This is a genomic window from Bilifractor sp. LCP19S3_H10 (assembly GCF_052119185.1).
Taxonomy (GTDB): Bacteria; Bacillota; Clostridia; order Lachnospirales; family Lachnospiraceae; genus Bilifractor.
On the sequence record NZ_JBQKFT010000002.1, the window covers coordinates 62,379 to 84,403 of the forward strand.

At 48.5% G+C, this 22,025-nt stretch carries 15 protein-coding genes and 2 pseudogenes; 14 read left to right on the forward strand and 3 right to left on the reverse strand.

The window, feature by feature from the left end; all coding sequences use genetic code 11:
* The first annotated feature begins 6 nt into the window (after positions 1-6).
* From mutL to ACTQZS_RS02195, 10 genes and pseudogenes are all read left to right on the forward strand, one after another.
* Positions 7-2,151: a DNA mismatch repair endonuclease MutL gene (mutL, locus tag ACTQZS_RS02150; protein WP_441474366.1), complete on the forward strand. Its 2,145-nt coding sequence runs from the start codon at positions 7-9 to the stop codon at positions 2,149-2,151.
* Positions 2,152-2,391: 240 nt separating this feature from the next.
* The gene (gene miaA / locus ACTQZS_RS02155) at positions 2,392-3,375 is read left to right on the forward strand and encodes a tRNA (adenosine(37)-N6)-dimethylallyltransferase MiaA (protein ID WP_441474367.1); all 984 of its coding nucleotides are present in this window, start codon (positions 2,392-2,394) and stop codon (positions 3,373-3,375) included.
* Between the two features lie 43 nt (positions 3,376-3,418).
* Positions 3,419-4,684 (forward strand): methionine gamma-lyase family protein, encoded by a 1,266-nt coding sequence (locus ACTQZS_RS02160; protein ID WP_441474556.1) that lies wholly within the window; start codon positions 3,419-3,421, stop codon positions 4,682-4,684.
* Positions 4,685-4,798: 114 nt separating this feature from the next.
* A pseudogene (locus ACTQZS_RS02165) lies at positions 4,799-4,867 on the forward strand (hypothetical protein); the annotation flags it as partial.
* A gap of 6 nt (positions 4,868-4,873) precedes the next feature.
* A complete protein-coding gene (locus tag ACTQZS_RS02170) occupies positions 4,874-6,097 on the forward strand; it encodes an NAD(P)/FAD-dependent oxidoreductase (protein WP_441474368.1) in 1,224 nt (407 codons plus the stop codon).
* A 518-nt stretch (positions 6,098-6,615) separates the two neighbouring features.
* Positions 6,616-7,560 (forward strand): class B sortase, encoded by a 945-nt coding sequence (locus tag ACTQZS_RS02175; protein WP_441474369.1) that lies wholly within the window; start codon positions 6,616-6,618, stop codon positions 7,558-7,560.
* A 204-nt stretch (positions 7,561-7,764) separates the two neighbouring features.
* Positions 7,765-9,972: a SpaH/EbpB family LPXTG-anchored major pilin gene (locus ACTQZS_RS02180; RefSeq protein ID WP_441474370.1), complete on the forward strand. Its 2,208-nt coding sequence runs from the start codon at positions 7,765-7,767 to the stop codon at positions 9,970-9,972.
* A gap of 90 nt (positions 9,973-10,062) precedes the next feature.
* Positions 10,063-10,914 carry a class C sortase gene (locus tag ACTQZS_RS02185; protein ID WP_441474371.1) on the forward strand — a complete coding sequence of 284 codons (852 nt, stop codon included), beginning with the start codon at positions 10,063-10,065 and terminating at the stop codon, positions 10,912-10,914.
* Positions 10,911-12,182 (forward strand): DUF7601 domain-containing protein, encoded by a 1,272-nt coding sequence (locus tag ACTQZS_RS02190; RefSeq protein ID WP_441474372.1) that lies wholly within the window; start codon positions 10,911-10,913, stop codon positions 12,180-12,182. Before ACTQZS_RS02185 ends, ACTQZS_RS02190 begins: the two co-directional genes overlap by 4 nt.
* Positions 12,179-16,795 carry a VaFE repeat-containing surface-anchored protein gene (locus ACTQZS_RS02195; protein WP_441474373.1) on the forward strand — a complete coding sequence of 1,539 codons (4,617 nt, stop codon included), beginning with the start codon at positions 12,179-12,181 and terminating at the stop codon, positions 16,793-16,795. Before ACTQZS_RS02190 ends, ACTQZS_RS02195 begins: the two co-directional genes overlap by 4 nt.
* A gap of 157 nt (positions 16,796-16,952) precedes the next feature.
* On the opposite strand, the gene ACTQZS_RS02200 is transcribed toward ACTQZS_RS02195, so the two are convergent.
* A complete protein-coding gene (locus tag ACTQZS_RS02200; protein WP_441474374.1) occupies positions 16,953-17,822 on the reverse strand; it encodes a hypothetical protein in 870 nt (289 codons plus the stop codon).
* A 639-nt stretch (positions 17,823-18,461) separates the two neighbouring features.
* Here ACTQZS_RS02200 and ACTQZS_RS02205 point away from each other — a divergent pair.
* Positions 18,462-18,689: a hypothetical protein gene (locus ACTQZS_RS02205; RefSeq protein ID WP_441474375.1), complete on the forward strand. Its 228-nt coding sequence runs from the start codon at positions 18,462-18,464 to the stop codon at positions 18,687-18,689.
* A 148-nt stretch (positions 18,690-18,837) separates the two neighbouring features.
* Here ACTQZS_RS02205 and ACTQZS_RS02210 read toward each other — a convergent pair.
* Positions 18,838-19,892: pseudogene (locus ACTQZS_RS02210) on the reverse strand (IS1182 family transposase); the annotation flags it as partial.
* Positions 19,893-20,160: 268 nt separating this feature from the next.
* Here ACTQZS_RS02210 and ACTQZS_RS02215 point away from each other — a divergent pair.
* The 3 genes from ACTQZS_RS02215 to vapB all read left to right on the forward strand — a co-directional run bounded on the left by ACTQZS_RS02215 (position 20,161) and on the right by vapB (position 21,595).
* Positions 20,161-20,820, forward strand: a complete 660-nt coding sequence (locus ACTQZS_RS02215; protein WP_441474376.1) for a DUF3990 domain-containing protein — start codon at positions 20,161-20,163, stop codon at positions 20,818-20,820.
* A complete protein-coding gene (locus ACTQZS_RS02220; protein WP_441474377.1) occupies positions 20,817-21,242 on the forward strand; it encodes a hypothetical protein in 426 nt (141 codons plus the stop codon). The genes ACTQZS_RS02215 and ACTQZS_RS02220 overlap by 4 nt, the downstream gene beginning before the upstream one ends.
* 119 nt (positions 21,243-21,361) lie before the next feature.
* On the forward strand, positions 21,362-21,595 hold the full coding sequence (gene vapB / locus ACTQZS_RS02225; protein ID WP_441474378.1) for a type II toxin-antitoxin system antitoxin VapB: 234 nt from the start codon (positions 21,362-21,364) through the stop codon (positions 21,593-21,595).
* Between the two features lie 153 nt (positions 21,596-21,748).
* Here the strand turns inward: vapB and ACTQZS_RS02230 are convergent, their stop codons facing one another.
* Entirely contained in the window at positions 21,749-21,946 is a 198-nt protein-coding gene (locus tag ACTQZS_RS02230; RefSeq protein WP_441474379.1) for a hypothetical protein, read from the reverse strand.
* Positions 21,947-22,025 lie beyond the last annotated feature (79 nt).

Sequence of the window (22,025 nt, forward strand, 5' to 3'; positions counted from 1 at the left end):
GCACATATGAGATCAATCGAATTACTGGATAAAGCTACAATAGACAAAATCGCCGCAGGAGAGGTGGTCGAGCGCCCTGCCTCCGTCATCAAGGAGCTCACGGAGAACGCCATCGATGCCGCCTCTACGGCAATCACCATCGAAATCCGGGACGGCGGAACCACCTTCATGCGGATCACGGACAACGGAGCCGGCATCCCCGCCGACCAGGTCCGGAGAGCCTTTCTGCGCCATGCGACGAGCAAGATCCGCAAGGTGGAGGATCTCACCAACATATCTTCGCTGGGCTTTCGCGGCGAGGCATTGTCAAGCATCGCCGCAGTCGCGCAGGTAGAATGCATCACAAAAACGCCGGAAGCACTGACCGGCATCCGCTACACGATCGAAGGCGGAGAGGAGAAGGAGTATGAGGAGATCGGGGCGCCTGAGGGCACCACCTTCATCATCCGCAATCTCTTCTACAACACCCCTGCCCGGGCGAAGTTTCTGAAATCTCCCATGTCCGAGGGAAATCATGTCAGCAGCTTTGTGGAAGAGCTTGCCCTGTCTCACCCGGAGATTTCGTTCAAATTCATTCAGAACGGACAGAACCGTCTGTACACCAGCGGAAACGGAAATCTGAAGGAAATCGTCTATCAGATTTTCGGCCGGGATCTCACCAGAGAGCTGATCCCGATTCACGCACAGACTGACCTGATGGAAATCGACGGATTCATCGGCAATCCGAATGTAGCGCGCGGCAACCGGAACTATGAATATTACTTTGTGAACGGAAGATATGTGAAAAGCCGCCTTCTGGCAAAGACAATCGAGGATGCCTACCATGGCTTTCTCATGCAGCACAAATATCCTTTCACTCTGCTGTACCTGAATATTGACGGAGAAAAGGTGGATGTGAACGTGCACCCGCAGAAGATGGAGGTTCGTTTTTCCAGCCAGGAGGACATCTACCATCAGCTCTGTCTGGCCATTCAAAATACGCTCATGAACCGCGAGCGGATCCCCGAGGTTCCGGTTGGACATGAGCCGCGGCGCAGCGCAGACCGGCCGGGAAAGCTTCCGGTTCTTCCGAAATCTGCGCCGGAGCCCTTCGAACGCGTCCGGCGGATGGATGCTGCGGAAAGTGCGGCACCCACGAAAGTCGGTGGCGTGTCATCGGTCCGCGATGAGAACGGGAACTATCGAAGTTCCCCCCGCACGGACATTCCCACGTACGGTGTCTCTGGCACGAACACTTCTGACCGTACGAATACGGACGCATCGCCCCGCCAGGACACGGACCCGGTCGGCGGATTTCCCAAGTCAGCTGCCGCCGACAACGCAAAATCTCCCGAGGCGCTGTCCTCTCTGTCGGGTACTGCCGATACGACTGCTGAGGCTCGGCCTGCGACGCCGGGTACTGCCGATACGACTGCTGAGGCTCAGCCTGCGACGCCGGGTATTGCTGATGAGACTGCTGTGTCACAGCCTGCGGCGGCAAACTCCGGGGCAGCTGCTCCCCGCAAACAGGATTTTTCCGCCCCGGAGCAGATGAGTTTCTTTACCTCGAAGGAAAAAGTTCTGTCTCCCGGCTCCAGAAAGCAGTTCCGCATCATCGGTCAGATCTTTGACACCTACTGGATCATCGAATATCAGGATGCTCTCTACATCATCGATCAGCATGCCGCTCACGAGAAAGTCAATTATGAACGGATGATGAAGAATTACCGGGAGAAAAAAATCAATGCCCAGATGCTGTATCCGGCGATTGTCGTGAATCTGAGTGCGAAAGAAGCGGGGATTCTGGAGAAGAACCTGGACGTTTTCGCAAAGCTCGGTTTCGAAATTGAATCCTTCGGAGGAAACTCCTTCAAGATCAATTCCGTTCCGGATAATCTGTATTCGATTGCGTCCGACCGCCTGTTCACGGAAATCCTGGATCAGCTGACAGAGATCGGAGACGCCGCTCCGGAAAGCATTCCGGAAAAAATTGCCTCCATGTCCTGTAAGGCAGCCGTCAAGGGGAACAGCATGCTGTCCCTGAAGGAGGCGGATGCCCTGATCGACGAACTCCTGACCCTGGAAAATCCCTATAACTGTCCGCACGGCCGTCCTACGATCATCAAAATGACAAAGTACGATCTGGACAGAAAGTTCAAGCGTATCGTGTGACTGGATACGCCGCATCGAACCCCGGTGTGCATCGTAATCCGACACACTGTGAGGCTCCTCATGAACCGTGTGACAGGATACGCTGATAGATTCCCGGTAAATCGTGTGATTTGATATTCGACTGGGATCCCGAAAATTCCAGTGACACAATACACGAAAAGAATCCCGGAGATCTGTGTGATCTGGCAGTTATGATCAAGGATAAATAAATCATTCATATTAAGAGGGAAAGAATCATCCATGTCATTTGATTACGGAAAGCTGAAGAAAAAACCGGTCCTTGTACTTACCGGTCCAACGGCGGTCGGCAAAACCGCCCTTTCCCTGAAGCTGGCTGCGGCGGTAAACGGAGCGGTCGTCTCCGCCGATTCCATGCAGGTCTACCGGGGCATGGACATCGGATCCGCGAAGATAATGCCGGAAGAAAGACAGGGAATTCCGCATTACCTGATCGATGTTCTGGAACCCGAAGAGGATTTCAATGTTGCTCTTTTCAAAGCCATGGCCCTCCGCGCAATGCAGGAGATCTGGAAAAACGGCCAGGTTCCCATCATCACCGGTGGAACCGGATTTTATATCCAGGCGGTGCTGAGAGACATCGATTTTTCCGAAAGCGAAGGAAAATCCGACATCCGTTCCGCGTATGAGAAACTGGCAGAAGAGAGAGGTCCGCAGGCTCTTCACGCTATCCTTGCAGAAAAGGATCCTGAGGCGGCACGGGAGATTCATCCGAACAATCTCAAGCGTGTCATCCGGGCTCTCGAATTTTATGACCAGACCGGCACTCCGATATCCAGACATAATGAGGAGCAGCGGGCGAAGGATTCCCCTTACTGCTACCTTTATTTTGTACTCAATGACGAGCGGAAACAGCTCTACGACCGGATCGACCGGAGAGTGGATCAGATGATCGGGGCCGGCCTTGTCGATGAGGTTCGCAGTCTGAAGGCAAGGGGTCTAACGGAGAACAATGTCTCGATGAAGGGACTCGGATACAAAGAGCTGTTTCCGTATCTGGACGGGAAATGCACGTTAAGCGAAGCGGTGGAGATCATCAAGCGTGACACCCGTCACTTTGCGAAGCGCCAGATCACCTGGTTCAAGCGGGAGAGCGGCATCATCTGGATCAATAAGAATGAATTCAACTATAAGGATGACACCATTCTGAATTATATGCTGGCATTGTGGCGCAAAAAACTAAACGAAGACAAACAGATACTTTAATTATCAGAAACAGAGGTTAAGAATGACAGAAGAAGAAATAAAGATGTATGAAAGCTTCGGCATCGCCGAAAAAACCGCAATTTTCTGCGCGGAGATCGCCGATTCTCTGCGTGAACGTTTCCGGAAGATCGATGAAACCGCAGAATATAATCAACTGAAGGTGATCCGCGCGATGCAGGAAAACCGTGTCAGCGAAGCCTGCCTCTATCCCTCCACAGGATACGGCTACAATGACTTGGGCAGGGACACGCTCGAAAAAGTATTTGCCTCCACCTTCCACACCGAGGACGCACTGGTCCGCCCTCTGATTGCCTGCGGCACCCATGCCCTCGGAATCGCCCTCTCCGGAAATCTCCGACCGGGAGACGAGCTTCTGTCCCCTGTCGGAAAGCCCTATGATACTCTGGAGGAGGTCATCGGAATCCGCCCGTCACGGGGCTCCCTCGCGGAATACGGCGTCACATACCGTCAGGTGGATCTGCTCCCGGACGGATCCTTCGACTACGAGGGCATCCGAAGCGCACTGAACGAACGCACAAAGCTTGTCACCATCCAGCGCTCGAAGGGGTATCAGACCCGGCATACCTTCTCCGTAAAGGAGATCGGCGATCTGATCCATTTCATCAAGTCCATTCGCCCCGATGTCACCTGCATGGTTGACAACTGCTACGGAGAATTCGTGGAACGCATCGAACCCACGGACGTCGGAGCAGACATGATGGTCGGTTCCCTGATCAAGAATCCGGGAGGCGGACTTGCCCCCATCGGCGGATATATTGTCGGAAAAAAAGAATGTGTGGCAAATGCCGCCTTCCGTCTGACCACGCCTGGACTGGGCAAAGAAGTCGGCGCCTCCATCGGCACCAACCCTGCCTTCTATCAGGGCTTTTTCCTCGCCCCGACAGTCACAGCAAGCGCGCTGAAGAGCGCGATTTTTGCCGCAAATGTGTATGAAAAACTCGGCTTCCCTGTGGTTCCGAATGCGACAGAGAACCGTCACGACATCATTCAGGCCGTCACCTTCGGAAAACCGGAAGGCGTCATCGCCTTTTGCCAGGGCATTCAGGCCGCTGCCCCGGTAGACAGCTACGTCACTCCGGAACCCTGGCCGATGCCGGGATATGATTCCGATGTCATCATGGCCGCCGGAGCCTTTGTACAGGGTTCCTCCATTGAGCTTTCGGCAGACGGACCAATCAAGCCGCCTTACGCCGTCTACTTCCAGGGCGGTCTCACTTGGCCCCACGGTAAACTGGGAATCATCATGAGCCTGCAGAAGGTGATTGATGCGGGGCTTGTGAGCCTGTAAGTGCCTGCGGAGCTTCGGTGCTAATCATATCCGCGAAATTCGGGATATGCGTCACAAGATCCGCAAACCACCATGTGATACAGAACATTTTCCCAAAAGGCGAATTATCGTCAGATTGTCAGAGGATCCGACAACTACCGTGCAATACAGAACAAAAACAGCAGACCTGAAGCAGAAAAGAGGATTTCAATGGATGAACAGCTCATCATAATCGGAGGCGGGCCCTCCGGTCTCATGGCTGCCATCACCGCCGCGCGAAGCGGGCGGAAGGTGACCGTTCTCGAGCAGAATGAAAAACCGGGCAGAAAGCTTCTGGCAACCGGAAATGGCAAATGCAACCTGACCAATCTGGATCTGTCGCCCGCTCACTACCGGGGCGGAGCTTCCAGTCTGACCAGCCGCATTTTCACAGCCTTCTCGAACCGGGATACGCTTGACTTTTTCCACGAAATCGGTCTGAAGACAATTGACAGGAATGGCTGGGTCTATCCTTACACCGAACAGGCATCCCAGGTTCTTCATCTGCTCCTGCTGGAGGCGGAGAAATACCGGGTAAAGATCAAGTCAAAAGAGCAGGTGACGGCGATAGCCTGGCGGAATGGTCATTTTCTTGTCTCCACATCCACCTGGACCTATGAGGCCGATTCCGTAATCATCGCTACGGGAAGCCCGGCGTCTGCGGTGCGCGGTTCCTCCGGTGATGCCATACAATTTGCCTTCGATCTTGGCCTTGACACTGTCCCGTTTCTTCCTGCGCTTGTACCGCTCCGAATCCGCGAAGATGTAACGAACCGCTGGGCAGGAACCCGGGTTCACGCCTCTGTTTCAATCCTGACAGATTCGGAATGCGTGGCTACAGATACCGGCGAAGTCCAGCTCACAGATTTTGGAATCTCCGGCATTCCCGTATTTCAGGTCAGCCGGTACGCGGCGGAGCAAATCAGCAGCGGACGTAAGGTGAGGGCAGTGCTCGATTTCATGCCGGATCTCTCGGAACATGATCTTGCCGCCGACTTGGAAAAAAGAGCCGCACTGCGACCGGGAGCGCCCCTTTCGGAGCTTCTCATCGGCCTTCTTCCCGACAGGCTCATCCCATTGTTCAACGGCAAAATCGGACACGCGTCCAAAAACGCTTCTTCAGAAAACAGACAGAACGATTATCCGGATATTGCCCGGCGCATCAAGCATTACGTCGTTACCATCACCGGAACCGCATCCCTGAAGCAGGCACAGATCTGTTCCGGAGGAATCCCCTTGGAAGAACTGACGGATCATCTTGAATGCCGCAAGATCCCCGGACTGTATTTCACCGGCGAGGCCGTTGATGTAGACGGAGAGTGTGGGGGCTATAATCTGCAATGGGCATGGTCAAGCGGTTATGTAGCCGGAAAAGCCTGCAGCCGACAGAGCTGAAATTTTTCAGCTCTGTTTTAAAACCTTTCAAGGCTGTAGTTCAGACTTGTGGTTTGTGCCTTGTGAAAAGTGGTGAATTTGAAAAATCTTTCAAAACGGCAAAACGATATCAAATAAATTTAGTCTCATTTATATTTACAGGCAGACATTGTTATGCTATAATGCATATATTCACAGACAATTCTTAACTTCATTTCTTCAAAGCTCATATTTACCACACATTTTTCAGTATTTATTTTCCGCATCATCTGCTTTGATCAGTTTTTCTTTATTTCATTTCACAATATTTTTTCCAAACATCTTTTCTGCAGGTCTGTCTTTTTTCTGATCATTTCTGTTCTATAGCCTATCCGTTTTCTAATACTCAGCTAAATCTTTGTCATTTTTATTTACTCATGATTTTTTTGCTGCATCCTGATTTCTGTTATAACCTTTTTTCTGTTACAGGATATTTTCATTTCAAAATCTGCATTTCTCAGTTTATTTCTCAATTCTTCATCTGCTCCGGAGGAAAATCTATGTATTCGAAAGAGCCTGAATTCACACGTTCACAGAGGGGGACTTCGCACAGGAAAAGAGCTTCCCAGGAGAGAAAATTTTCCCCGCCGGGAATTATCCTCATCCTCATCTGCCTCGCTGTCCTTGTTTTCTGTCTGTATAAGCTCCTGCCGAAGGCGGCAGAGTACCACAAATCCGCGAAAATCTACAGGGAGATCCGGGAAGATGCAGTCATCACACCTTCTCCAGATCAAAGCTCAATAGGATCCGGGAATAAGACTCTTCCTGATACGGACACAATCGACTGGGAATTGTTCAAAGACATGGATGTTGTCGCGTGGCTGATGCTGGATGACATCAGTTATCCGGTTCTTCAGGGCGATGACAACAGCGAATACCTTCACGCCCTTCCTGACCACACCTATAACTACGGCGGCAGCATTCTTCTGGATTCTGTAAACAGCAGATACTTAAGCGACCGGAATTCCATCATCTATGGTCACAACATGGCGGATGGATCGATGTTTGGAAAATTTCACTCCCGGTATATCAATGCCGAATACAGAGATCACACCTTCTGCCTGTATCTGCCGGACGGTACCAGACGCACCTACACTTTTTTCTCCGTTCTGACAACAGAGGCAGGATCCCGGGTTTATTCATATGCGTTCGAAAACAGCCCCTCTTTTCTGAACTGGCAGAACATGCTGAAGAGCAGTACCAGATACGAAAATTCCCCAAAGCCGGACAAAAACGCACGGTTTGTTTCTCTTTCCACCTGTGACGGAATGGCTGGAACAACCCGCCGTCTGGTAATCATCGGAAAAGAAACAGACCTGGAAACGATCCAGCAACCGGCATCCTGGTACGTACCGCCGGAAAAGAAAGATCCCGGACACGGATCCACTGAAAATATCAATACACTCATAAGGCAAAATCTTTTCCAAAATCATTTTTATGGATAAATTGATTCCAATACCATTTTGACGGATAAATCAATTCCAAAACCATTTCTCAAGATCAACGATTTCGATACTCATAGATTTTTTCACCATTCTACCCGCTGCAAAAAGGAGGAAACATGACTGAACGCAAAAAAAGATGGGTGATACGGGCCAAGAGCCCGTAAATTGTATTGACAGCGATATTCATCGCGGCAGCAAACAAAAATGAAGAAAGGAGAAGGGGCAAGCAAAGAAGATACAACGCCCCGAACAAAAGGGATGAGAAACGTAAGAAATCCAAAGCCCAGAATCACTTATCTGGCAGCGGTCAGCATGGCCGCCACAATGGCTATAACCTCCATGGCGGCTCCGGCTTTTGCGGATTCCGCGAACCCAATCACCACCGCTTCAACCATTGATACCACGAAGAGCGGAAGCATCACCATCTTCAAGGTAAAGGAAAACAACGGCAAAACCATCGACAACAAAGGAGTACAGGGAGCGACAAGCTCTACCCAGACCCCGATGAAGGGAGTGGAATTCTCCGCCATCAAGGTAGCGGACATCGAAACCCTGACCACAAAGAACGGCGCCGGCGTTTACTTCGACAACCTCGATCAGGATTTCAAGAGCCTGATTCTGAATTCCGCGGCAAAGGACAAGCTTACCGCCGCTGCAGACGAGGATGGAACAGTCGTAGCCAACGGTTCCGATCCGATTGTACAGCGTCAGGACGGAAGCAGCGATACCCAGGCGTACACCACGGAAACCATGCAGAAGGTGATGGACACCATCAACGCGGCGCAGGGCGGAGAGAAATCCCTGAATGATTTTGTGATCAACAACCGCGTCAACAAGGCAAAATCTATTTATACCGGAACAACCGACGCAAATGGAGAAATCGTACTGGATAATCTTCCGCTCGGCCTGTACCTTGTATGCGAGACCGACATTTCCGGGTACGACCCGCAGACCGTAGCTGACCAGTCAACAGCGGCTCAGATCGCATCTGGCGGTACTTACAGCGACAAGAGCGGCCAGATCACCGTGGATCCGCACCAGAGCGCAACCGGTCAGGACAAGACAGTTGGAGAAATCACCCGTGACGAGGCCGTTGCCAACCAGTCCAGCCCGCTTCTCGTTTCCATTCCGATGACCAACCAGACGGCCATCGGCAATAATGCGGCGGGTACCGCATGGCAGTATGACATCACGGTTTATCCGAAGAACCAAACCATCAACAACCCGAAACGGATCATCAAGGAAGATGATAGGAACACACTGATTGATCACGGCGATTATGAAATCGGCGAGACGGTTCATCAGGTCCTTCTTCCGGAAGCTCCGATGCTGCAGGACGGCAACGCGTACACCAAATTTGTCGAGACCGATACCATGGATAATGGTCTTACCTTTGACAAGATCAACGGCATCTATATCGTTCCCCGTATCGCAAACCCGGAGAAGATGACCGATTACGGCACCCTCAATGACAGCTTCCAGCTTCAGAGCGGAAGCGCGGTCGAGCTGACAAAAGATACCGATTACACCCTGACGCAGGGAGCAAAAGATGCTGACGGAAACAGTTCGTTTACGGTTGCTCTGACCAATTTCGGACTTGAGAAGCTGAACGCGATTACCGAGGACAGTCAGGTGATGATCCTGTTTGATTCCGTTCTGAACAAGGATACCACACATGTCGGCGATCAGGTGGAGGAAGAGAACCAGCCGACCCTGACCTGGAACACTTCCGATAACGGAGGCGAAACGGATACCGATCATTCCATCAAGGGCAACAAGGTTGGCGTTTATACCTACAAGCTGAATGTAAAGAAAAACGGGGTGAAGGATCCGACCCGTGTTTCCTTCACCTTCAAGAGAGAAGGAACCGGAGCAGGCGGCAATGAGAATCACGTGAAGGACAGCAATGTGCAGTTCGTAAAAGAGGGAGACGGCATCTACCATCTGTATGACCGCACCTCAGACGACGCGAAAAACATTGTGACAACCGTACATCCGGGCTCCGACGGCAAGCTGTACATCAAGGGTCTCGATGAAGAGCACTACATCATGACCGAGACCGCAACCGAGGGAAGAGAAGATGAGAGCGGCGCAAAGAGCCACGAGCTTCTGAAGTCCAGGGTGACGATCGCCCTGACTTCGGTTCCGACCGACGATTCCAACTCCAACCATGGCGTAACCGGCGCTCTGGATACAGACAAGACCACCATTACCGCGGACGGAAATACCGCCGCAATCACGGTAGACAAGGGAGCCGCATCCTTCAATGTCGAGAACTATGAGTCCCTGAACCTTCGGACCGGCGGCGAGGGACGTGCAATGGTTTATGGCGCAACGCTTCTGGTTGTTGTCGGCGCGGGCAGCGTTCTTGTTCTGGCTGCCAGAAAGAAAAGAAAACCGTATAAGTCCTGACACAATCCTGCGCCCGGCGGGGCATGGAAAATGCCCTGCCGGATCATCCAATTGCAGCGGGAAGAAGAGAAAAGAAGAGAGGACACCCTGATGAAGCGAAAAATACTGCTCCTTTTCGTATGGCTGATTCTTACAGCGGGAGTCGCAGGACTTCTTTCTCCCCTGATCCTTGACGAGTACCATCTGGCAACTGCGGTAACGAAATATACCGGCTACAGCAGCGAAATTGATGGCATGAACAAGTCAGAGGTTGCGGAAGAAAAAGATAAAATAAAAGCATACAACCAGAAAATCGCCAGTCAGCAGCAGGAAAGCTTCTTCAGCTATCAGGGCGCGGATGCCACGGATTCGGAATATGAATCCATCCTGAACCAGAAAGACGGCGTGATGGCCTACATCATTATTCCGAAAATCAACGTTTATCTTCCGGTGGCGCATGGGACAAAGGACAGTGAGCTGGAATACAAAACCGGGCACATGTATGGAACAAGTCTTCCCTATGGCGGAAAAAGCACCCACGCGGTGATTGCCGGACACACGGGCCTCATCAGCAACCGGATTTTCACCGACCTGACAAAGCTTGCAAAAGGCGACAGGTTCTACATCCGCATTCTGGATAATGAACATGTCTACACGGTGGAAAACATCCGTGTCCTTTTGCCGGGCGACTGTGATCCCTACATGCAGGTAGAAGACGGGAAGGATCTCATTACGCTGTACACCTGTACGCCTTACGGCATCAACGATCACAGGCTTCTTGTCACCGGGAAGCGGGCTTATCCGGACATCCCCGTCAAATCCGAAGGAGAAACAATTCTCCTGAAGAATAACGATAAGCTTCCATGGATCAAAATGGCGCTGATACTCTCGATTCCTGCTGCCCTTGGAACGATCGGATGCGTGTGCATCCTGAAGAAAAAGAAAGGAGAAAGCGAAGGATGAAAGGAACATTTCTGAAAAAACTGTTCTGCCTGTCCTGCTGTATGGCTCTTGGCCTGTCAGCGGTTCCGATTTCTGCCGAACAGAATCCGGACAGCCGGTCATCCGTTATTGATCCGTCACAGACCGGAACGGTTGTCATTGACTACCAGGACACCATAGACGGAAACGATCCGGTCACGGACGCGGAATTCACGTTCTACAAAATCGCGGACCTGAACATGCAGATCACGGCAGAAGATGCCGCGGACTTGCCCCAGAAGTTGGCAGACGAAAATGCCACGGCGGTTCCTGGATCAGGAACAAAAACGGACACAGGCGTGAACGCAGCGACTGCCACAGATACAGACTCTGCGGCAGATACGGATGCAAAGACGGAAACGGAAGCGGTAAGCTCCAGTTCTGTGACGGATACCAGACCGGAAGAGGAGGCGGAAAAACCATCTGCATCCGGATCAGATACCGTCACGTCCGTAGGAAACCAGTACATTTCCATCATTCCGGATCTTGTAATCGATCAGAATACGGACACAAAAGCCATTGCGGGAAAAGTACAGGCGTATTACAAGGATCATCCGGAAATCGGGCCGAGTTATACCGGCAAGACAGGAGAGGATGGAAAACTCGCGATCAGCGGGATGGAGCTTGGGGTTTACCTTGGGATGGAGACTTCTCCGGCACCGGAGCATTATGCGTCAACCCCGTTCCTGTTCCAGCTGCCCTATAGTGACGGCGAGGATATCGACCGTACCTTCTGGAACTACGAGCTGAAAGTGGAGCCAAAATCCCTGCCTGCAGGCGACATTGTCATCAGCAAGCAGGTAAGCGGCAGTGCCGGAGACACAAATCAGAAATTCAACTTTGTCGTCACCTTCAAGACGACGGACGCGGACCTTTCGGTTCCCTACAAGATTTCCAATGGAACGAAAGGAACGATCAAAACCGGAGACAAGATTCAGCTGAAATCCGGAGAAATCGCAACCATTACGATGATTCCATGCGGTTCGGATTACAAGGTAACCGAGGTGGAAGCGAACCAGGATGGATACAAGACCACATCAGAGGGCGCGTCCGGACGCATCGTGCGGAAAGTCCCGGCAGAGGTAAAGTTTGTTAACCGCAAAGACAAGCAGCCAACGCCTACAGTGCACAAAACCGGAGGAACTCCGACGGGTGATACTCTGCCGATCCTGTATATGATCCTTGCAGCCGCTTCGGTGTGTGTCATTGGAATCGTCTTATTTTTTACACGCAGGAGGAAGAAAAAATGAAAAAATTACAGAAAGCACTGAACGTCATTCTGGCGGCTGCGCTGGCTGTCACAAGCTTTCCTGCGACAACCTTTGCGGGAGAATCAGTAAAATCATCTTCCGCAAGCGTTTCATCCGCATCGGGATCATCTATCCTTATGAACAACGCGGATGAGGCAGAGGATACAGTGACGGAAAAAACCGGTCTTTCGTCTTCCCGCCTTCTGGTCGGAACAGACGACGCTTCCGTCGTAGCGGACGATCAGGATCATATCCTGTCTTCGTATGACGGTTTGTACCTGATTCAGTATCCGAGCGAAGAAGCAGCGAAACAGGCATATAACGGTTATCTGGAAACGGCGGATTTTGTAAATATCGATAATGCGTGTCTCAGTGCCGCAGATGCAGACACGGACATCACAGATGTCACAGAAGATCACGTGATGACAGAGGACAGCAACCCTCTGACAGAGCTTGCCGATGCGCCATCCGGCACGGTCGAAAAGGGAACAATTGCCCTGATTGATACCGGCGCGTCCAAAGAAGTCAATGTTACAGAGGCAGTTTCCATGCTTGGCGACGATGCTTCCGATGACAACGGCCACGGAACACAGATGGCGGGGTATATCACCGAAGAGAATCCAGATGCCAAAATCCTTTCGATCAAAGCTCTTGACGCAAACGGAAACGGCACCCCGTCTTCGGTAACAGCGGCCATCAAATATGCCATGGAACGAAAGGTAAGTGTGATCAATCTGTCCCTTTCCGGAACAAAAAACGCAGAGACTTCCGCGGTCGAAAAGGCCGTCAAAGAAGCGGTTCAAGCCGGAATTGTCGTGATTGGCGCCGCGGGCAATAATGGCAAAAATGCCAAATATTACATTCCCGGCGGAATTGACGAAGCCGTAATCGCCGGCGCCGCTGATGCTGAAGGAAAGAAAATCAAGGATACCAACTACGGCGATACCGTTGATTATTACGTGATAGCCGCATCGACTTCTGAAGCAGCAGCAAGGCTTTCTGGTATCTTCTCCAAAGAAGGAAAGATTACAGCCGATAACAAAACGATCTTCACAACCGTCGCAGCAGACAACAGTGAGACGGATGAAGACAATACGGTTAGCACATCCGATGACATCAAAATAGCCAATGGAGGATCCGGAAGTTCAGGAGCAACCGGAGGCGGAGCAATTGGAAACGTGCATGGTTTCTTTGTATGGCATGACAGCGGAAAGAATACAAGTGTCGACGTATCTAACGACAATGCTATAAACAGCAATATTACGAATTTCAGGACACAGCAGATTGAACATCATGCAATCAGCGGCGCACTGAGTTCCGTAAACGACGGCGATGTAACAGATTACCGCACCCTGTATAAGACAGCAGCACAGGCCGCTTTGAAGGATGCTGCCAAACGTTCCAAAACCAAAAAAGCCAGAGTCGTCGGTGCGATTGGTATTTATACGATAGGGTTGGACGGAAGCACTGCCTATCCGATACACAGCTTTCCGGAGACTCCGACAGCGGGATACTATGGTTCGTGGAAAGAATTAACAAACATGCGTGCTGATGACGGATCAGGGCTTCCTGATTCTATTTCATGGAATTCTGTTCATTACAATAATGGACAGGCTACCAACCAGAACTGGCGGCAGTGGCTGTATGAATATGGTTTAAACAAAGTTCGCAGCAGTTCAGCTGGATTCCTTGGAACAACCGTAATCGTTTATGCAGTAGCGGAAGATGAACCTACAGTACAGAATGGTTACGTTCGTATTCATAAATCTTCTTCGGATCCCGGTGCGACTGATGGAAATTCCAATTATTCCTTCTCAGGTGGTTTTTATGGAATTTGGAAAAATGCAGCCTGCACACAAGGTACAGGAAAGTCGTTTACACTAAACGCAAATGGCTATTCCAATACCGTTGAACTTCCAGCCGGAACTTATTACATCCGAGAAATTACAGCTCCGAAAGGATACGAATACTCAGGAACTGTTTATCCATTAAAGGTAACTGCCGGATCCACAACGAATCAGCCTTTAACATTAAACGTGACGGATACCCCGAAATATGGTTATATCCGTATCCATAAATCATCTTCCAATCCGGAAATCACAAATGGAAACCCCTGCTATTCCTTTAAGGGAGGTTGGTATGGAATTTGGAAAAATGCAGCTTGTACACAGGGTACAGGAAAATCCTTTACCCTCGACGAAAATGGTTATTCCAATACCTTGCAAATGCCTCTTGGGACCTATTACATTAAGGAAATTACGGCTCCCAAAGGGTACAATTTATCAAGTACAGTTTATCCCGGAACGGTGACAGAAGGAAGTACGGCAAGTGTACCCGTGCTGGTAGGTGTAACAGATCTGCCCGGAACCGACCCGATTGGTATTACGATCAATAAAAATACGCCGAATGCTGCTGCGAATATACCATCACTGGAAGGAACAGAATTTACTGTAAAGTACTACAATAATTACTACAGCAGCCAGGCGGAACTCCCGGCGAAGGCAACAAGAACATGGGTGTTTGCGGCTAAGTGGAGACAAAATATACAAAAATACAGAGTTCTTTTCGACAATACTTATAAGGTTGGTGGTGATGCGCTGTACACAGTAACTGATTCTTCCGGAACACACACAGTGGTCCCTTACGGCACAATTACCATTCAGGAAACCAAAGCCGCCAGCGGATATGACAATAACGCCTCATTCACCGGATCCGACGGAACCAGCTACGGCTCAGTCGTCCTGGCAAGAGTCGATGACAGCGGCAAACTGGTTTCCGTGAAAACAGGAAACAGCCTATCTGATACATCACTGGACGTTAACGATACTCTGATTCCAGTACCGTCCACCAGTCTTCGCGATGAGGAAGGGTCGCAGTACACAGAAGCAAAGAAGGAAGTCAAACTCACAGATACTATTAGTATTAAGAACCTGAACTCCTACATTGGAAAGACGATCACGGTATCCGGAACTCTGTACGACAAACAGTCCGGACAGCCGCTCACCATTAACGGAAAAACGGTAACCGCTTCGACAACTCTGAATGTAACCAGCGAAACCGGAGAAGTGAAGAACGTCTTCACGTTCGACGCGACAGGCATGACGGGAAAAACCGTGGTGGCAACAGAGTCCATCTTTGTCGATGGAAAAGAGGTTGCATCTCACAAAGATCTGAATGATACGGAGCAGATGGTTTTCTTCCCGAAAATCAGCACCATTCTGTACCAGGATGTCAATGGAGATAAGGCCTCGGGTGACGGAGAGAAAATGATCGCCTTTGATCTGGATAAGAACGGAAAACCGGTACAGACAGCGGATGATACGAAGGCATTTGATACCAACGTCACCCTGACCGATCAGATAATCTATGAAAACCTCGCTCCATCCAAGGTATACGAAGTAACCGGAAAGCTGATGAAAGTGAATGCGGATGGAAGCCTCACTGATACCGGAATCCGTTCAAAGGAAACCTCGTTTATCTCCGGAGCAGCGACAAGCGGAAATCTTACAGCTTCTGGAAGCGTGGACATTCATTACAGCTTTGATGCCATGCAGTATCAGAACTGCCAGCTGGTTGCTTTTGAAACACTGAATCTTTCCGGTAAAGCCGCATCGGCGAGAGAAGAAGAAAACATCGAGGCACAGAGGATACGTATCCTGGTGGCAACACCAAAGAAAGTGGTCTCCAAGGTCAGCAACAACCGTTATGAGATCCATACATGGAGCATCACAACGAAGATCCCATCCGGAATGGAAGATTCCAGGCCGGAACAGAGGGGAGCATCCTTCACGGATGCAATTGACTCCCGTCTGGATTACAAGGGAAATGTAAGAGTGGATGTCATCGATTCGCAGGAAACAAACGCAAATGTTCTTCTGACATTGGGTAACGAGGATTATACTGTATCCGGAGCAACAGAAGGAACCGCAGGCGGAACGCTGAAAGTAGTTCTGACAACCAGCGGACTGGAAAAGATTTCCAAGAAGCAGTATGAAGGTATAGGCTATTTAAGACTCCGTTTTGACACGCTGATCAACCAGACAGCTGTAATCACACCTGAAGATGGGGCAGACATTCCGAATACAGTGGAAATCCGCTGGGATGATCTCGGAAAAGTCCTCGTGATGCATGGCAATGATCATGTAGCTTCCGGATCTGTACGTATCATGAAGATTGACAACAACCATCAGTCCCTTGCCGGAGCAAAATTTGTTCTTCTGAACGAGGACAAGTCCCGATATCAACAAAATGACAGCACTGGTGCAAATCCGAAGGATTATCCGGAACAGGTATCCGGAACTGATGGCTATGTTCAATGGTCAGGACTGGAAGACGGAACTTATTATATCCGTGAAACAGCGGCACCGCCCGAAAAGGCACTGCAGTCGGTTGATATCAAGGTAGTGCTGAAAGACCATAAGGTTGTCAGCGTCAATGATACAAAAGTCATAAATCCGGTATTCCGGGTCGCGAACAGTGGAAAAATGGTTTTGCAGACCGGAGGACCCGGAAGAGCCATCCTGACGATTCTGTCCATTGCGGTAATTGCCCTTGCGGTATGTGCACTGCTCGTGGTTATGAAACGACAGAGAAAAATGGAAAACAGAAAGTAACAAGCGAAGAGGGGCTATCGCATCAGAAGCCGCGGCACCCTTTGGCTCTATGTGAGAAATCCGGCCTGCTGGCCGGATTTCATACGTTAGAAAAGTCTGCCACACTAATTACTTAGTGCGACAGCTTTTTTTAATGAAGAAAAAGTTACTTTGAGGATTATTTTGTTGCACCACAGATTGAACATTTGTATCCGATCGTTACGGTTTCATCATACGCCTGCTGATCTGTAACGGTTTTTGTTCCAGTCTGTACCTGCTCATAATGTCCGGTTGCATCATGGTGAACCATCTGTGTCTGCTCTGGTATAAAACTATATCCGTAACCTTCTTCTATAGAATGGTCTCCCATTATTTCTACGTCAGCGGTAGTAAATTCACAATAATTGCATTTGTAGTATGAATTACTAACAACCATTGTCTCATCCCATGCCGGAGTATCCTCAACCCATTTCTGCTCGTATACAGGCTCCTGATACGTGACAGCATTATAATGAACGCTCTTCGTGACCGCTTCCCAGTTGTGGGTATGACTGGGCTGAATATCATTAAAAGTATCTGTATTCATACTCGCGGCAATGTGTGTATCAGTGCTGTGTGTATCAGTGCTGTATGTATCAGTGCTGTGTGTATCGGTGTTGGTATTCGTCTCTACCTTTGTATCGGACTTTTCAGGAAAAGTATCTTTCTTTTCGTATTTTTTCTCTTTTGTTTTTATATCGGTATCCGTCCTTTCAGGAGACGGTTGGACGGATGTTTCTTCTTTCTTGTCCTCGGTCATCACCTCAACTTTCTTATAGGTGGGAGCATTCCCGATGTCTCCGCGAGTGGTTTCTACAGATGCCGGAACAGTCACTTCCTTCGTAATGGCAGTTTCTTCCGATTCTGATTTGTTGTCCAAACTGCCGTTTTTGACAATGGCATTCTGATCCACTGTTGTGTTCTTTTTTACCGGGGAACCGCAACAGCTGATCATCACCGCCGCTGCTGCCATTGCAATCACCAGCATTCTTTTCTTACGTCTTACCATAAGCAAACCTCTCCTTATTTTTAGATTTTTCTTTTGAAATTTGAAATATTGTGAGTGCTCTTCGAGTTTCTAATTGGTTACGGTTTCATCCGCGGGAACCGCAGGAATAAGTTCCGTAAATCCTTTTATACATTTTTGTTCTCTGTGGAAAATAATCCGATTGTGGAAATGATATAAATCAGATACTCAGGAAATGAGTGAAAATGATATAAAATAACGCCACACTCAGCAACGTGAGTGAAAGAATATAATTTTATTTTATAAAAATTTTGCTGATTTTACAAGAGAAGAATAAACGTCCAAAAAGAAGAAGAAGAAACGCCCAAAAAGCAGTAGGTTTTCACATGCATCTCGAGCAATTGTAAATGGGAATTGTAACTGGGCAGCGGATCTTTAATACCAGGCGTGCCGCAACTGACAGGTAAAAGACAGTGATGAAGATGATATGCCATGAAACGCCAGATGGCGCGAATGAAACGACGGCAATCTTCCGAGATCTGAGGCAGAGATTCCGGATTTCCGAAACCGCAAAACCTTGTAAAATCACTGTAAAAGGTCACAAAAATCCGCATCCGCCAATTGCCCATCTCCGATATTTGTGGCATAATAAGTGTGTATTTTTTGTGAACAACAGAAAGAATGAGGGCGGTAAACGATACAAGACCGCTGGATCTCATGAGCAAAGAGATTTCCGTCGCGAAGATCACGAGATTCTATGTAGAAGTTCTGCGCCGGGATTTGTTTCCTGCTGCCATTCGTACCCCGGATGTTAAATTCTGCCTTGCATCTGATTTCAAAAAAAGAGAAGGGAAGGATAGCCGGGTTACAGAAAAAACGAATCACGATTATGCTCATGAGAAAGAATAACAGTACACCATTTTTTTCGCGCAAAAAAGAAAGAAAAATTTTGATCAGACTGTAGACAAACAGGCTTTGGGGCAAGCCCCTGGAGCCTGTTTTATCGTTAAAAATTATGTGAAACAGAATTCTGATGGAAAAAGAGAATGGATGGATTACTTTTATACTCTCGATAGCCTTCCCTGTTTGTGGTGCTGTATTTCAGGATTTCATAATTCGGGCATATATAGCAATCATAGGCTTCATCATAAACGTATTCATTTTTCCTGAAGAAACCTTTTTTCGTCATTGGCCGTTTGTAAGGAAACAGCGGTTTTATTCCATCATCAAGAAGCAGCTTGGCAATCGCCGGTGTCTTGTAACCTGCATCCATAACTATCATTTCAGGTTTCTGGTCTCTTATCTTGTCATAGATTCCCTTAAAAGTTCTGCTGTCATGCAGGTTTCCGGGACTTACATCATATCCCAGAATCCAACCATTTTTGTCACATCCGTTTCTACGGATTATGCAAAAACCTGCTTATGTTCGCCTTTGTGAAACCATCCGCTTTCCGGATCCGTTGTACTTTCCTTGATCTCATGTCCAGTGCCAGAACCAGGGCTGTTAGGATCATTGTCATCCTTGTCTTTCAGGGGCTTTTTATTATGCACTGCACGATCTTCCTGAATCTCTTTCTGGAGCTGCTGTTGATAGAATAACGTTTCCTGTTCAGCTATCTTCTTTCTCCACTTTTTATTATTCGCCCTTGCCTTTACATGCGTGGAATCAATAAAAATCTCATTCGGATCGACCAGCTTGTATTTATAACATTTGGAAAGGATCTGTGAAAAAATCTGTTCAAAAAGATCTGTATCTTGAAATCGACGTGTGTAATTCTTGCCGAAAGTAGAAAAATGCGGAACTTTATCATACATGTCCAGACCCAGAAACCAGCGATACGCAACATTGACATCGATCTCTTTGATCGTCTGACGCATGCTTTTTATGCCGTAGAGATACTGTATAAGCGGAATCTTTATCAACATGACAGGATCTATGCTTGGACGTCCCTGATCAGGGGAATATTTTTCCTCTACAAGATCATAAATGAAGGACCAGTCAATGGATTTGTCAATCAGTCTCAGAAGATGATCCTGTGGAACGAGATCATCCATACAAAACATTTGAATCTGCTCGCGCTTCTTATCGGCATTCTGTGTCAGCATTTGCATCTCCTGATTGTGGGGAACATTTTTATAAATCCGACACTTATATTTTACCATAGAAACGCCAACAAACCGCACGGATACTGACAATTTTAACTTTTTATTTGTCTCAAAAAAGCAAAAATCCGAGGCGTTGTGCTTCGGACTTTGTCTACAGTCTGAACCGTCCCTTTGGGGCGGTTTTTGTATGCGGTAAATTACAGAAAGAATCCTGATGTAAATTCGTGAACGGCATACCGGCAGACATGGTATAATTCGAGAGGGAGGAAACAGTATGGATATTTGCCACAAACAGGAGCTCTCTCTTATACATGGATCACGTGGCGGACTAAAGGGCGAAATTCGCCCTTGCAGTCGTGAGAGTTGTGATTTTGGTCGCGGATTTTACATGGGGACAAATCCGAATCAGATTAAGGGGCTGGTGGTTTCAGATCGAAATCCGGTTTTTTATGAGCTGAAATTCGATCTGAGAAAAATACCAACGACCCGTCGATTGTATTTGACCGGAAAAGACTGGCTGTGGACAGTTCTGGCATGTAGAAGACAATCGAAAGAATTTGCAAAATCAATGTTGGCGAAGCAGGCGAAGGCACGATTGGAGCAGGTGGACCTTGTAGTAGGTCCAATTGCCGATGATCGGATGAATGAAGCAATTCGACGTTTTGAAGAAAACGGATTAACCGATGTTGCACTGATGCATTGTCTGGACAGCGTTGATTACGGAGAGCAGGCCGTAGCAAAAACACCCTTCGCGTGCCAACAGATCACAATATTGACCGAACGCGTGATCTGCGGAAAAGAGGCAGAAAACGCCTTGCGATTTTCGGATGAGAAAAGGAAGGAAGGCCAAAACGTCGTGAACGAGATGGCAGCAAGGTATAATCGTGCCGGCAAATTTCTTTCAGAAATTATCGAAGAGGAGAAAAAAGAATGACAAGCGTAGAATATGCAATCTGCAATGTGCAGGGCAACATTTTCGAATATGTTGCCAATCATTATGTATACGATACATTTGTAGCGTTTGTTCCCGCTTATCTACACTCTGACTTCTGCAAACGGCAATGGGATACGCAGTATTCGCGATATCAGATGCACACTCCTGAAGAAAACCTGGATTTTATCCTGCCGGAGCTGACAGGCTTTCCGTGGACAGAGGCAAAAGAAAATGATCAGGTCTTCGACAACGCCGCTGCGCATTGGATCGGGTTCATGTATCGTGCATTGTATATACAGACGGGCATAGCAAGCGCCGCCCTGGCGGACAAAATTCCACTATCGACGATGTGCGCCGTTTATCCGGGGCTTCACACGATTGCCGAAGAAGACGCAGTGCAGGAATTGCAAAAACAGGTATAATCGATCCATTGATGAAAAAACGAAAGCCGTCCCTTCCGGGGCGGTTTTTGTATGCGATAAAATACCCCTTGCAAATGTATATACACAGATATATGCTAAAATCGAATGGAGGTGATTTTATGGTCGAAACTGGAAAGGTTTTTTCAAATGGCGGAAGTCAGGCAGTACGCCTCCCTAAAAATTTCAGATTTAACACGGATGAAGTGAATATTAATCGTATAGGCGATATTGTTATTCTTGTCCCAAAAGAAAATAGATGGGAGGGTCTGATTCAGTCATTAGATCTGTTTACAGATGATTTTATGGAAGACGGCCGTGGGGAATTAATCGCCGAAAAAAGGGAATCAATATAAACACAGAGTATACGCTTGGCGAATGTAACGAACAACATCAATAAGTTCGAGCATGTACCAAAATTAAAAAATTGGGTTTGAATAGTTGCAGACAAGAAAAGGGCTGCCGCACGAAAAAAACAGTGCGGCGGCCTTTTTCAATGTCTTTGTAGATCAGACAAGCTTTTTTGCTTCCTCCATCAGATGTTTTGCGTCCTCTTCCAAGATCTGGTATTTCTTCATGATCCGCTGCAGGATCTTTTCTTCCGAAACCCCGTAATCTCTCATCGTGTCGATTGCGCCAAGGATAATTCCTTGCTCCAGACCTTTCTTTTCCCCTTCTGAGAAAACATAACTGCTGTAGTTACACATACTGTTCCCCTCCCTGCGGGTTGCCTCTGTGACTGGTATGTCGTGATTTTCTTCCAAATCCTGTATTTTGTCTTCCGGA